Annotated in this window: 12 protein-coding genes; 9 read left to right on the top strand and 3 right to left on the bottom strand. The window is 65.3% G+C overall.

The annotated features are described in order from the left end of the window. Nucleotides 1-64 precede the first annotated feature (64 nt). Both mdtI and PSm6_RS01885 read right to left on the bottom strand, forming a co-directional pair. A complete protein-coding gene (gene mdtI, locus PSm6_RS01890) occupies nt 65-394 on the bottom strand; it encodes a multidrug/spermidine efflux SMR transporter subunit MdtI (RefSeq protein ID WP_265169387.1) in 330 nt (109 codons plus the stop codon). Continuing rightward, on the bottom strand, nt 391-747 hold the full coding sequence (locus PSm6_RS01885) for a multidrug/spermidine efflux SMR transporter subunit MdtJ (protein ID WP_021218458.1): 357 nt from the start codon (nt 745-747) through the stop codon (nt 391-393). Before PSm6_RS01885 ends, mdtI begins: the two co-directional genes overlap by 4 nt. Nucleotides 748-1,319: 572 nt before the next feature. On the opposite strand from PSm6_RS01885, the gene acs reads away from it, so the two are divergent. The 7 genes from acs (at nt 1,320) to argR (ending at nt 9,449) form a co-directional block, all read left to right on the top strand. Beyond that, nucleotides 1,320-3,275: an acetate--CoA ligase gene (acs, locus tag PSm6_RS01880; protein WP_031287377.1), complete on the top strand. Its 1,956-nt coding sequence runs from the start codon at nt 1,320-1,322 to the stop codon at nt 3,273-3,275. Nucleotides 3,276-4,123: 848 nt separating this feature from the next. Further along, nucleotides 4,124-4,906: an L-arginine-binding protein AotJ gene (gene aotJ, locus PSm6_RS01875; RefSeq protein WP_021218460.1), complete on the top strand. Its 783-nt coding sequence runs from the start codon at nt 4,124-4,126 to the stop codon at nt 4,904-4,906. A gap of 221 nt (nt 4,907-5,127) precedes the next feature. Next, complete coding sequence (locus tag PSm6_RS01870) at nt 5,128-5,817, top strand: ABC transporter permease (protein ID WP_021218461.1); 690 nt, start codon at nt 5,128-5,130, stop codon at nt 5,815-5,817. 16 nt (nt 5,818-5,833) lie between these two features. Beyond that, entirely contained in the window at nt 5,834-6,532 is a 699-nt protein-coding gene (locus PSm6_RS01865) for an ABC transporter permease (protein ID WP_021218462.1), read from the top strand. A 4-nt stretch (nt 6,533-6,536) separates the two neighbouring features. Continuing rightward, on the top strand, nt 6,537-7,649 hold the full coding sequence (locus PSm6_RS01860) for a succinylglutamate desuccinylase/aspartoacylase family protein (RefSeq protein WP_021218463.1): 1,113 nt from the start codon (nt 6,537-6,539) through the stop codon (nt 7,647-7,649). Nucleotides 7,650-7,673: 24 nt separating this feature from the next. Beyond that, nucleotides 7,674-8,438, top strand: a complete 765-nt coding sequence (locus PSm6_RS01855; protein WP_021218464.1) for an ABC transporter ATP-binding protein — start codon at nt 7,674-7,676, stop codon at nt 8,436-8,438. Between the two features lie 30 nt (nt 8,439-8,468). After that, nucleotides 8,469-9,449, top strand: coding sequence for a transcriptional regulator ArgR (gene argR / locus PSm6_RS01850; protein ID WP_031287378.1), 981 nt, complete (start codon nt 8,469-8,471; stop codon nt 9,447-9,449). Between the two features lie 426 nt (nt 9,450-9,875). Here argR and pdxR read toward each other — a convergent pair whose 3' ends face one another. Further along, complete coding sequence (gene pdxR, locus PSm6_RS01845; protein WP_265169382.1) at nt 9,876-11,375, bottom strand: MocR-like pyridoxine biosynthesis transcription factor PdxR; 1,500 nt, start codon at nt 11,373-11,375, stop codon at nt 9,876-9,878. Nucleotides 11,376-11,539: 164 nt separating this feature from the next. Here pdxR and PSm6_RS01840 point away from each other — a divergent pair, with 164 nt between their 5' ends. Both PSm6_RS01840 and PSm6_RS01835 read left to right on the top strand, forming a co-directional pair. Then, the gene (locus tag PSm6_RS01840) at nt 11,540-11,998 is read left to right on the top strand and encodes a GNAT family N-acetyltransferase (protein WP_184487893.1); all 459 of its coding nucleotides are present in this window, start codon (nt 11,540-11,542) and stop codon (nt 11,996-11,998) included. A gap of 346 nt (nt 11,999-12,344) precedes the next feature. Then, nucleotides 12,345-13,565: an aspartate aminotransferase family protein gene (locus tag PSm6_RS01835; RefSeq protein WP_021218468.1), complete on the top strand. Its 1,221-nt coding sequence runs from the start codon at nt 12,345-12,347 to the stop codon at nt 13,563-13,565. Nucleotides 13,566-13,636: the final 71 nt, after the last annotated feature.

Below are 13,636 nucleotides of genomic sequence, written 5' to 3'. Positions count from 1 at the left end.
TGATAGGGCGACCCTGGGGTCGCCCATTTTTTTGCCTGCGATCTGCCCTTCCGCACAGGGCGGGTCACGCCAGTTTCAGCAGGCCCATCCCCAGCACCAGCATGACCAGGCCGAGCCAGCCCTTCCACGCCAGGCGCTGGCCGAACAGTGCCCAGCCCATGGCGACCGTGGCGAGGATGCCGAAGCCGCCCCAGATGGCATACGCCAGTGACAGCTCGATGCCGCGCACCGCCTGGGCCAGTGCGGTGAAGGCCGCCAGGATGCAGAGGATGGAGATGGCGCCGAGCACGTGGCGACGGAAGCCGTCGGAGTACTTGAGCAGGACGTTGGCCAGCACTTCCAGGGCGATGGCCAGGCCCAGCCAGGCGAAGTGGATCCAGGTCACGCCGTTCATGCCGCCGCCTCCTGGCCACGGGCCACGGGCTCGGCGCGGGTGCCGAACTTGATCAGCAGGATGCCGACGATCATCACGGCCAGGCCCAGCGCCTTGGCCAGGCCGAGGCTCTCGCCCAGCCAGGCGACGCTGACGGCGGTGATCAGGACGATGCCGATGCCTTCCCACAGTGCATAGGCGACGCCAACCGGGACGCGCTTCACCGCCAGGGCGAGGAAGAAGTAGGACAGGCCGATCAGCACGTACATCAACAGGTAGCCGAGCAGGGGTGCGTATTCGGTGGCGAATTTCATCGAGGTGGTGCCGACGACTTCGAAGAAGATCGCCGTGAGCAGGTAAATCCAGGAACGCATGGTGCCCTCCCATGGGCGTGCAAAAGCGCCGTCATTCGTTGGACGGGCGCGGGGAATCTCGGTGGATGGCCCGCGCGGGGAGATCCCGGTGTGGCCTTCGATGGAAGAGGGGAGGGCTAGAGGTCGCCGGTCCAGTGGCCTTCACGGGACACCAGACGGGAAAAGTGCAGGGAGTAGGGTTTTGTGTTCGACATAATGAACGGAAAATTACCATTTGGAATCGACTGAAGGCAATCGATAGGATTTAGCTAAATATTTCCGCCTGAATTTGCCGGATGTGGCGCTTTTGTCGATTTTTCTGCTGGATGGGTGTTCGTTTTAATGCGCATGCGTCAGCCATTTCTCACTGCGGGGAACGTTCGTAGCGCTGTTGGCCGATTCGGCCTGCTGGGGGGAGCGTTGTGCGGCTGGGCGCGCGATGTATGCCCGCCCGGGCGGGCCTTGCTACCAGGGCTTTGCGGCGGCCTTAGACCATAGTCCGTATGCGGTAAGACCATGGTCGAATGGCCCTACAGGGAGGCGGGGGATACAAAAGGCGGCATACAAAAACAACTGCCCGTCGAGGTATGAACATGAGTGCTGCTTCACTGTATCCGGTGCGTCCCGAGGTGGCTGAAAAGTCGCTGACCAACGAGGCGACCTACAAGGCCATGTACCAGCAGTCGGTGATCAACCCCGACGGCTTCTGGCGCGAGCAGGCTCAGCGCATCGACTGGATCAAGCCGTTCACCAAGGTCAAGCAGACCTCCTTCGACGACCACCACGTCGACATCAAGTGGTTCGCCGACGGCACCCTCAACCTTTCCGCCAACTGCCTGGACCGTCACCTCGCCGAGCGCGGCGACCAGCTGGCGATCATCTGGGAAGGCGACGACCCGTCCGAGCACCGCAACATCACCTACCGCGAACTGCACGAAGAAGTGTGCAAGTTCGCCAACGCCCTGCGCGGCCAGGATGTGCACCGTGGCGACGTGGTGACCCTCTACATGCCGATGATCCCCGAGGCAGTGGTGGCCATGCTCGCCTGTACCCGTATCGGCGCGATCCACTCCGTGGTCTTCGGTGGCTTCTCTCCTGAAGCCCTGGCCGGTCGCATCATCGACTGCAAGTCCAAGGTGGTGATCACCGCCGACGAAGGCCTGCGCGGCGGCAAGAAGACAGCGCTGAAAGCCAATGTCGACGACGCCCTGACCAACCCCGAGACCAGCAGCGTGCAGAAGCTGATCGTGGTCAAGCGCACCGGTTCGGACATCAAGTGGAACCCGCACCGCGACGTCTGGTACGAGGACCTGATGAAGGTCGCCTCCAGCCAGTGCCTGCCGAAGGAAATGGGCGCCGAGGACCCGCTGTTCATCCTCTACACCTCCGGCTCCACCGGTAAGCCCAAGGGCGTGCTGCACACCACCGGCGGCTACCTGGTCTACGCCTCGCTGACCCATGAGCGCGTGTTCGACTACCGTCCGGGCGAAGTCTTCTGGTGCACCGCCGACATCGGCTGGGTCACCGGCCACACCTACCTGGTCTATGGGCCGCTTTCCAACGGCGCCACGACCCTGATGTTCGAAGGCGTGCCGAACTATCCGGATGTTTCCCGCGTCGCCAAGATCATCGACAAGCACAAGGTCAACATCCTCTACACCGCCCCCACCGCCATCCGCGCGATGATGGCCGAGGGCAAGGCCGCCGTGGCCGGTGCCGATGGCTCCAGCCTGCGCCTGCTGGGTTCGGTGGGCGAGCCGATCAACCCGGAAGCCTGGCATTGGTACTACGAGAACGTCGGCCGGTCCCGCTGCCCGATCGTCGACACCTGGTGGCAGACCGAGACCGGCGCCTGCCTGATGACCCCGCTGCCGGGTGCCCACGCCCTCAAGCCGGGCTCCGCCGCGCGCCCCTTCTTTGGTGTGCAGCCGGCCCTGGTGGACAACCTGGGCAACCTGATCGAGGGCGCCGCCGAAGGCAATCTGGTGATCATCGACTCCTGGCCGGGCCAGGCCCGTACCCTGTACGGCGACCACGACCGTTTCGTCGACACCTACTTCAAGACTTTCAAGGGCATGTACTTCACCGGTGACGGTGCCCGTCGCGACGAAGACGGCTACTACTGGATCACCGGCCGCGTCGATGACGTGCTCAACGTCTCCGGCCACCGCATGGGCACCGCCGAGATCGAAAGCGCCATGGTCGCCCACCCGAAAGTCGCCGAGGCCGCCGTGGTCGGCGTCCCCCACGACATCAAGGGGCAGGGCATCTACGTCTACGTCACCCTCAACGCCGGGGTGGAGTCCTCCGAGGCATTGCGCCAGGAACTCAAGCAGTGGGTGCGCCGCGAGATCGGCCCCATCGCCACGCCGGACGTCATCCAGTGGGCACCGGGCTTGCCCAAGACCCGCTCGGGCAAGATCATGCGCCGCATCCTGCGCAAGATCGCCGTGGCCGAGTACGACACCCTCGGCGATATCTCCACGCTGGCCGATCCCGGCGTGGTGCAGCACCTCATCGATACCCACCGCACCATGCAGGCCGCCTGACCCGGCGTCTGCGCGCAACACCCACGCCCCGCCCCGGCCACAAGCCGCGGCGGGGCGTTTTCATTTGAACTTGGGAAACCACGTCCTTAGGGCGTGGTCATCGGTTCTTCCTGTGACGATTTGAATGGAGAGCCCGGCAGGATGAACGCGTGTCGTTGGGTGTGCCGTGCGCACCTCCGCGCGGTGCTTCCGGCGAGTCCGAGGTGCGCGCAGCACACCCTACGTCCGAAGTGAGCGGCGGCTGCATGTTCCGAGGTCTGATTGCCCCCTTCTAGGGGGCCAAAAGCAAAGCCACGTTCTAAGAACGTGGATTTTTACTTGCGGGGGGCTTGGTCACTGGGTCGTGTCGGCGACGACGCCAAGCGACTGATTTATATCGGCGAAAGAAGTTTGTGCGGCCAAGTGCCGGACTGCCCGGTCAGGGTAACGCTGGCGCTGTTACGCGTTGCGCCGAAACGGGGCGACAGGGAACACCCTGCCTCGAATGAGGGCGTGAAAGTCCGCTCGGGAAAAATCGCTCCAAGGCCGCAAGCCTTGTGGATAAAGGGGGATCTATTTATTGGCGCGGTAATTGCTGTTTCATTCGGTTTAACGTCTTTCTGGCTCTTGCATATCGGCAGGAGACTGTCAACCCGCCCGCCCTGGCCGTCCTGGCCTTTTGTAATTTGTTGTCGCATTGAAGAAATATCGACTTTAGGGCTGTCGCTAGAATGCCGCTCACCCGGCCACGGCCATTTTCCCTGAGATCGATCAAGGTAAACCCGGCGCCTCTTTCTACAATTCATCGAAGGCCTGGGCACTTTCTCACTCTGCCAGCAGAAGCCATACCCATTCGTAGGAGTCAAAAGATGAAGAAGATCGCACTTCTCGGCGCCATGGCGCTTTCCCTGTTGTCGCCGCTGGCTGCTGTGGCCGATGAAGCCAAACCCCTGCGCATCGGTATCGAAGCGGCCTACCCGCCCTTCGCCTACAAGACTCCGGACGGCAAGATCACCGGCTTCGACTACGACATCGGCAACGCCCTGTGCGCCGAGATGAAGGTCGAGTGCAAATGGATCGAGCAGGAATTCGACGGTCTGATCCCGGCCCTCAAGGTGCGCAAGTTCGACGCCATCCTGTCCTCGATGACCATCACCGACGAGCGCAAGAAGTCCGTGGACTTCACCGGCAAGTACTACCAGACCCCGATCAAGCTGGCGATGAAGGCCGGCACCGTGATCAACGACCCGCTGGTGGACCTGAAGGGCAAGAAGGTTGGCGTGCAGCGCGCCAGCACCTACGACCGTTTCGCCACCGAGGTCTATGCCCCGGCCGGCATCGAAGTGGTGCGCTACAGCTCGCAGAACGAAGTCTTCCTCGACATGACCTCCGGCCGCCTCGACGCGACCCTGGCCGATGCCGTGAACATCGACGACGGTTTCCTCAAGACCGAAGCCGGCAAGGGCTTCGCCCTGGTAGGCCCGGACTACACCGATCCGAAGTACTTCGGTGAGGGCGCCGGTATCGCCGTGCGCAAGGGCGACAAAGCCCTGGCCGACAAGATCACTGCCGCCATCGCCGCCATCCGCGCCAACGGCAAGTACAAGGAAGTGCAGGACAAGTACTTCCAGTTCGACGTTTACGGCAACTGATAGAACGCTGAAGACCGGCGCCTCGCCCAGGTTTCAGTGACATATCGAAAAGGCTGCCTTTCCCCGGAAGTGGCACAACCAGGATGTTGAGGTCGCCAGCAGGCGACCACAGCGGCGCGACACCAGGCTCCACGGTTCGCGGCTAACCTGCAGGTTGTGCCACTTTTTCGTTGCAGCGGTGCTGTCCGGTTCCAGCCGGGGCGCTGCATGAGGACCTGAACATGCTCAACGGCTACGGCTCGACCATTCTCGATGGTGCCTGGCTCACCCTTCTGCTGGCCCTGTCGTCCATGTCGATGGCCATCGTCCTGGGCCTGGTCGGCGCGGCATTCCGCCTGTCGCCGGTGCGCTGGCTGGCGCTGCTGGGCGAGACCTATGCCACGGTGATCCGCGGTATTCCCGACCTGGTGCTGATCCTGCTGATCTTCTACGGCGGCCAGCAGGTGGTGAACATGGTCGCGCCCCTGGTCGGCTATGAGGATTACATCGATCTCGATCCGTTCTGGTCCGGGGTCTTCACCCTCGGCTTCATCTTCGGTGCCTACCTGTCCGAGACCTTCCGCGGCGCCTTCATGGCGATCCCGAAAGGGCAGGGCGAGGCCGGCTTCGCCTACGGCATGAGCGGCCGCCAGGTGTTCTTCCGCGTGCTGGTGCCGCAGATGATCCGCCTGGCCATTCCCGGCTTCACCAACAACTGGCTGGTGCTGACCAAGGCCACCGCGCTGGTTTCGGTGGTCGGCCTGCAAGACATGATGTTCAAGGCCAAGAGCGCTGCGGACGCGACCCGCGAGCCCTTCACCTTCTACCTGGCCGTGGCTGCGCTCTACCTGGTGCTGACCAGCGTTTCCCTGCTGGCCCTGCGCTTCCTGGAAAAACGCTATTCCGCCGGCATCAAAGCCGCCGAGCTGTGATCAAGAGGGCGCACGCGTGATCTTCGACTACAACGTCATTCTGGAAAACCTGCCGCTCTACTTCGGTGGCGTGCTGGTTACCCTCAAGCTCCTGGCGATCTCCCTCGCCCTGGGCCTGCTGGCGGCCGTGCCGCTGGCGCTGATGCGGGTCTCCAAGCAGCCGGCGGTGAACTTCCCGGCCTGGCTCTACACCTATGTCATCCGCGGCACCCCGATGCTGGTGCAGCTGTTCCTCATCTACTACGGCCTGGCCCAGTTCGCCTGGGTGCGCGAGAGCGTGCTCTGGCCCTACCTGTCCAATGCCACCTTCTGTGCCTGCCTGGCGTTCGCCGTGAACACCAGCGCCTACACCGCCGAGATCCTCGCGGGCAGCATCAAGGCCACGCCCCATGGCGAGATCGAGGCCGCCAAGGCCATCGGCATGTCGCGGGCCAAGCTGTACCGCCGCATCCTGCTGCCTTCGGCGCTGCGCCGCGCGCTGCCGCAGTACAGCAACGAGGTGATCATGATGCTGCACACCACCAGCCTCGCCTCCATCGTCACCCTGATCGACATCACCGGCGCCGCGCGCACCGTGAACTCGCAGTACTACCTGCCGTTCGAGGCCTTCATCACCGCCGGCCTGTTCTACCTGTGCCTGACCTTCATCCTGGTGCGCCTGTTCAAGCTGGCCGAGCGCCGCTGGCTGGCCTACATGGCCCCGCGCAAGGCCTGACCCCATGCAGCGCATCGACCACCTGTTGCCCTGGGGCGCCCCCGGTACCCGCCGCGAGCTGACGGTTTTCCGTTTCGGCAGCGGCGCGCGCAAGGCCTATATCCAGGCCTCGCTGCATGCCGATGAGTTGCCGGGCATGCGGGTGGCGGTGGCGCTGAAGAAGCGCCTCGCCGAGCTGGAAGCCGAAGGGCGCCTGGCCGGCGTGGTCGAACTGGTGCCGGTGGCCAACCCCATCGGCCTGGGGCAGGTGCTCCAGGCCAGCCACCAGGGCCGTTTCGAGTTCGCCAGCGGCAAGAACTTCAACCGTGATTTCGCCGACCTCGCCGAGCTGGTGGCGCCCGCCCTCGATGGGCGCCTGGGCAGCGACGTGGCGGCCAACGTGCAATTGATCCGCAGCGCCATGCACCAGGCCCTCGATGGCCTGGCGCCGGCCGCCTCCGAGCTCCAGGGCCTGCAGCGCCTGCTGCTGCGCCATGCCTGCGACGCCGACCTGGTGCTCGACCTGCATTGCGACTTCGACGCGGTGATGCACCTCTACATGATTCCCCAGCAGGCGGACGCCTTCGGCCCGCTGGGCGCGCGCCTGGGGGCCGGCGCCATGCTGGTGGCCGAGGATTCCGGCGCCAGCTCCTTCGACGAGGCCTGCTCCATGGCCTGGCTGCGCCTGCAGCGCCGCTTCCCTGATTGCGCCATCCCGCTGGCCTGTGTGGCGGCGACCGTGGAGCTGGGCGGCATGGCCGACACCGAGCGCGAGCGCGCCGAAGCCAGCTGCGAAGCCATCCTCGCCTTCCTCGCCGGGCAGGGGCTGATCAGCGGCGAATGGCCGCCGGCGCCCGCGCCCCGTTGCGAGGTGACGCCCTTCGAGGGCGCCGAATATGCCTATGCCCCCCATGCCGGGGTGGTGAGTTTCCTGCAGCCGGCGGGCGCGATGGTCGAGGCGGGTGATCCGCTGTTCGAAGTCATCGACCCCCTGGATGACCGCCACAGCGTGGTGCGTGCCTCCACCGGTGGTGTGCTGTATGTGCGCGAACGCCTGCGTTTTGCGCAGCCCGGACTGTGGCTGGCCAAGGTGGCCGGCCATGTACCCATTCGTCAGGGACGCTTGTTGAGCGACTGATCCATTCGCATCGAGACCGAGACCATGTACAAACTGGAAGTCCAAGACCTGCACAAGCGTTACGGCAGCCATGAAGTCCTCAAGGGCGTATCCCTGGCGGCCAAGGCGGGTGACGTGATCAGCATCATCGGCTCGAGCGGCTCGGGCAAGAGCACCTTCCTGCGCTGCATCAACATGCTCGAGCAGCCCCATGGCGGCAAGATCCTGCTCAACGGCGAAGAGCTGAAGCTGGTGGCCAACCGCGACGGCGGCCTCAAGGCGGCCGAGCCCAAGCAGCTGCAGCGCATGCGCTCGCGCCTGGCGATGGTGTTCCAGCACTTCAACCTGTGGTCGCACATGAGCGCCCTGGAGAACGTCATCGAAGCGCCCGTGCACGTGCTCGGCGTACCGAAGAAGGAAGCCATCGAGAAGGCCGAGCATTACCTGGCCAAGGTGGGCGTGGCGCACCGCAAGGACGCCTACCCGGCGCACATGTCCGGCGGCGAGCAGCAGCGCGTGGCCATCGCCCGTGCCCTGGCCGTGGAGCCCGAGGTGATGCTGTTCGACGAGCCCACCTCCGCCCTCGACCCCGAGCTGGTGGGCGAGGTGCTCAAGGTGATGAAGGACCTGGCCACCGAAGGCCGCACCATGGTGGTGGTGACCCACGAGATGGGCTTCGCCCGCGAGGTTTCCAACCAGTTGATCTTCCTGCACAAGGGCGTGGTCGAAGAGACCGGCTGCCCACGCGAAGTGCTGGCCAATCCGCAATCCGAGCGCCTCAAGCAGTTCCTCTCGGGGAGCCTGAAGTAATTAATGCCAACTGCGGCTAAGCTGCCTGCCATGACTGCCCATCGAATCGGTTTTCTCCTCTGGCCCGGCACCAAGGCCATGACCCTGGCGCTGGCCGAGGAAGCACTTCGCGTCGCTCAACGCCTGCACTCCGACGTGGTTTACGAGCTGCACTTCCTCCAGGCCGAAACACCTGCCGAGGGCGCCTGGCGCCTGCCCGGCGAAGCCTGGACCGGCAAGCTCGAAGGCCTCACGCGGCTGTTCCTGCTGGCCGATGAGCCGCCGGCGCCGATGTCGGCTGCGCTGTCGGCGGCGATCAAGCAGCTGGTGCGTTCCGGCTGCGTGATTGGCGGCCTGTCCGCGGGCGTCTATCCGCTGGCCCAGCTCGGCCTGCTCGACGGTTACCGTGCGGCGGTGCACTGGCGCTGGCAGGACGATTTCACCGAGCGCTTCCCCAAGGTCATCGCCACCAGCCACCTGTTCGACTGGGACCGTGATCGCCTCAGTGCCTGTGGTGGCCTCTCGGTTCTCGACCTGCTGCTGGCGGTGCTGGCCCGTGACCACGGTGCCGAGCTGGCGGGCGCGGTGTCCGAGGAGCTGGTGGTGGAGCGCATCCGCGAAGGCGGCGAGCGTCAGCGCATTCCGCTGCAGAACCGCCTCGGCTCCAGCCACCCGAAGCTCACCCAGGCGGTGCTGCTGATGGAGGCCAACATCGAGGAGCCGCTGACCACCGACGAGATCGCCCAGCACGTGTGCGTGTCGCGTCGCCAGCTGGAGCGCATCTTCAAGCAGTACCTCAACCGGGTGCCCAGCCAGTACTACCTGGAGCTGCGCCTGAACAAGGCCCGGCAGATGCTGATGCAGACCAGCAAGTCGATCATCCAGATCGGCCTGTCCTGCGGCTTCTCCTCCGGCCCGCACTTCTCCAGCGCCTACCGCAACTTCTTCGGCGTCACCCCCCGCGAAGACCGCAACCAGCGCCGCAGCAGCGGCCCCTTCGACAACCAGCCGGCCCTCGCCGAGCGCGGTTGATCGCCCCGCACCGGGTGGGCGTCGTGCCTGCCCGGTGTCTGGCCTGTCCCTTTCCTTCACTTGAACCTGAGAAATTACGTCCTCAGGGCGTGGTCATGAGTCATCGGCGCTGCCTGTGAAGGTTTGAATTGAGCGCTCAGCAGGATGAAATCGTGCCGTAGGGTGTGCCGTGCGCACCGCCGCACGGTGTTTCCGGCAGGCTCCCCAGGTGCGCGCGGCACACCCTACGTCCAAGCTCCGAAGTCTGCCTGCGTCCCTTATGGGGGGCTGCCTGTGAAGGTTTGAATTGAGCGCTCAGCAGGATGAACGCGTGCCGTAGGGTTTGCTGTGCGCACCGCCGCACGGTGTTTCCGGCAGGCTCCCCTGGTGCGCGTGGCACGCCCGTCCATGCACCGCCCGCTGGGCCGCGCTGCGCTTGGCGCCAACCTACGGAACCCGTTTCCTGCTGGCCGCGCCCAGGCAGCGTTCCAGCGTGGCGACTGCACGCGTGAGCTCTTCCGGGGTGTAGGCGGCGAAGCCCATGAGGAAGCCCGGCTGCGCCGGGCGCTCGACATACAGCCCGCTCAGCCCCAGCAGCTCGATGCCCGTGTTGCGCGCGGCGGTGACGGCGGTGGCTTCGGGCAGGTCCCCGGTGAGCAGGCAGGGCATCTGTAATCCTCCGGCCGGAACATGGGGTTCGATCAGCGTGCCCAGTCTCTTTTCCAGCAGCTCCGCGAGGAGGGCCAGGCGCTCGGCATAGAGGGTGCGCATGCTGCGGACGTAGGCGCCGAAGTGCCCGCCGCTGATGAAGCGCGCCAGGGTCAGCTGGGAGATGGACGCGGTGTGGCCGTCCAGCAGGGTGCGGGCGACGGTCATGGGCTCCACCAGCGCCGGCGGCAGCACCAGGTAGCCGATGCGCAATCCCGGAAACAGCGATTTGGTGAAGGTGCCTATATAGAGCGTCCGCTCGTGCGCATCCAGGCCCTGGACGCAGGCGGTCGGCCGGCCGGCGTAGTGGAATTCGCTGTCGTAGTCGTCCTCGATGATCCAGGCCTGTTCCCGCTTGGCCCATTCGATCAGGGCCAGGCGCCGCTCCAGGGAAAGCGTCGCGCCCGTCGGGAACTGGTGTGACGGCGTCAGGTACACCGCCTTGGCGGGATGGGGGTGAGCCAGGAGTCGGTCCACCTGCAGGCCCTCTGCGTCGACGGGGATGGCCTGGCAGGCGAGCCCTGCGGCTTCGAAGGCCTTGCGGGCACCGTAGTAGGCCGGGTCTTCGATGAATATCCGCTCGCCCGCGTCCAGCAACACGGTGGCGCACAGCCCGAGCGCCTGCTGGGAACTGGTGAGCACCAGCACCTGGTCTGCCGTGGTGCGGGCGCCACGTTCCAGGTTGACGTAGTCGGCGATGGCCCGACGCAGCGGCTCCAGGCCCTGGGGGTTGCCATGCAGCAAGGCTTTCGAACCGAACTCCTTCAGCGCCTGGCGTTGCAGGCGCTCCCAGGTTTGCAACGGAAAGGTGCGCGTCTCGGGCACGCCATGGGCGAAGGGGCGGGGTGCGAGGTGCTCGCGCACGCCGCCCTGGCGCAGCATGGCCTGGCCGCGCCTGCTCAGCCCGGGCCCTTCCTCCGTTGTCTTGCGTGTGCGCCGCGCGGCGGGCCTGCCGGGCAGCAACCGGGTGGCTTCGGCCACGAAGCTGCCGCTGCCGACCCGGCGTTCGATGAAGCCTTCGGCATGCAGTTGGCCGTAGGCGGACTCGATGGTGTCCCGGGAGACTCCGAGGGAGCTGGCCAGCAGGCGCGAAGCGGGCAGTGGCGTGCCCGTCGCCAGGGCGCCATCCAGTATCAGCTGGCGGAGGGCGCGCTGGATCCGTGCGTGCAGCGGCAATGGCAGGAGTTCCGGGTGAACCAGCCGGGCCTTGACCGATTCCAGCAGGGAGTTCTTGAACAATTGGTCTGCTCTTGATACGTGTATTGGTGGGGAAAATCAGGCCAATAGGGCGCTATAAAACTGCCACGGTCAAGCCTGGCGGAGTCGGCGCAGCAGCGCGGGCCCGCGCTTGATCGGCAGTTCCGGGAGGGAGGGCCCCCCGGATGGAAAACAGGAGCATTTCCATGACAGCAGTGCAGCAACTCATCTCGGTTCGCCCGGTGAAGCCGGAAGATTTCGACAAATGGGCCGAGTATTGGGGCAAGTACCAAGAGTTCTATGGCGTGGACCTGAGCCCGGAGGTCACCCGGATGACCTGGGCGCGGTTCTTCGATGAGCGCGAGCCGGTCCAGGCCGCCGTCGCCACGGATGGCGAGCACATCTTCGGCTTCGTCAACTTCGTCTTCCATCGCTCGACCTGGGCCGTGAACGACTTCTGCTACCTGGAGGACCTCTACGTCTCCCCCAGCGTGCGTGGCCAGAAGATCGGCAAGAGGCTGATCGAGTACGTGCAGGGGCAGGCCCGGGAAAGGCAGTGCGACCGGCTGTACTGGCATACCCAGGAGAGTAACCACACCGCCCAGCGGCTGTATGACTGGATCGCCGAGCGGCCGGGGGTGATCGAGTACCGGATGCCGCTTTAGCGGGCGGAGGGTGCCTTTCGCGGAGTCCGCTCTGGCTCCGCTCCACGGGCCTGCGCGAGCGGCCCTTGCAAGGACGCCGGAACCGCCCGGTTCCGGCAGTCGCCGATCGCCATTCGCGTCGTCATCGAAGCCTCGCCGGTCATCCGCTGACCGATGCGCTGCGCCCCGTGCGTCCCGTGGCGATCCGCGTTTAAACTGCGCCTTCCCGAAGCTTTCTGTCGCATTTACGAAAGCCTCGGTTTTTCGCGGGTTGGCGCTGTAAGAAGTTGTCGCTTGGCGGCAATGCCAACCCCTAATCTGTCCCTACAATCCTTTCATCACTAGCCGTTCATGGCAGGAGAAACTGATGTCCGTTGAGCATGCGCAGGTCGAGCGCGCCGATTTCGATCAGGTGATGGTTCCCAACTACGCCCCCGCCGCTTTCATTCCGGTACGCGGTGAGGGTTCGCGAGTCTGGGACCAGAGTGGCCGCGAACTGATCGATTTCGCCGGCGGTATCGCCGTGAACTCCCTCGGCCATGCTCACCCGGCGCTGGTCAAGGCACTGACCGACCAGGCCAACAAGATCTGGCACGTGTCCAACGTCTTCACCAACGAGCCGGCCCTGCGCCTGGCCAAGAAGCTGGTGGCCGCCACCTTCGCCGAGCGCGTGTTCCTCGCCAACTCCGGCGCCGAGGCCAACGAGGCCGCCTTCAAGCTGGCCCGCCGCTACGCCCATGACGTCTATGGCCCGCAGAAGCACGAGATCATCTCGGCCACCAACAGCTTCCACGGCCGCACCCTGTTCACCGTGACCGTCGGTGGCCAGCCCAAGTATTCCGACGGCTTCGGCCCCAAGGTCGAGGGCATCACCCATGTGCCCTTCAATGACCTGGAAGCGCTGAAGGCCGCCATCTCCGACAAGACCTGCGCCGTGGTGCTCGAGCCCGTGCAGGGCGAGGGCGGCGTGCTGCCGGCCACCCAGGCCTACCTGGAAGGCGCGCGCAAGCTGTGCGACGAGCACAACGCGCTGCTGGTGTTCGACGAAGTGCAGAGCGGCATGGGCCGCAGCGGCAAGTTGTTCGCCTACCAGAACTACGGCGTGACCCCGGACATCCTCTCCAGCGCCAAGAGCCTGGGCGGCGGTTTCCCCATCGGCGCCATGCTGACCACCACCGAGATCGCCAAGCACCTGGTGGTGGGTACTCACGGCACCACCTATGGCGGCAACCCGCTGGCCAGCGCCGTGGCCGAAGCGGTACTGGACGTGATCAACACCCCGGAAGTGCTGAGCGGCATCAACGCCAAACACGACCGCTTCAAGACCCGCCTCGAGGCGATCGGCAAGAAGTACGGCATCTTCACCGAAGTGCGCGGCCTCGGCCTGCTGCTGGGCGCGGCCCTGTCCGATGCCTGGAAGGGCAAGGCCAAGGACGTGCTCAACGCCGCCGAGAAGGAAGCCGTGATGGTGCTGCAGGCCGGCCCGGATGTGGTGCGCTTCGCGCCCAGCCTGGTGATCCCGGATGCCGACATCGACGAGGGCCTGGACCGCTTCGAGCGCGCCGTGGCCAAGCTGACCCAGGCCTGAGGCCCGGGTGATACGCGGCACAGGGCTGTGCCGCGGTTCCGATTCCAGGGATGAACGTTTTCATGCGTGAT

The sequence above is a fragment of the Pseudomonas solani genome (assembly GCF_026072635.1).
Taxonomy (GTDB): domain Bacteria; phylum Pseudomonadota; class Gammaproteobacteria; order Pseudomonadales; family Pseudomonadaceae; genus Metapseudomonas; species Metapseudomonas solani.
The sequence above is the reverse complement of the archived record's forward strand: the minus strand, read 5'-3'. Positions and strand labels throughout refer to the sequence as shown.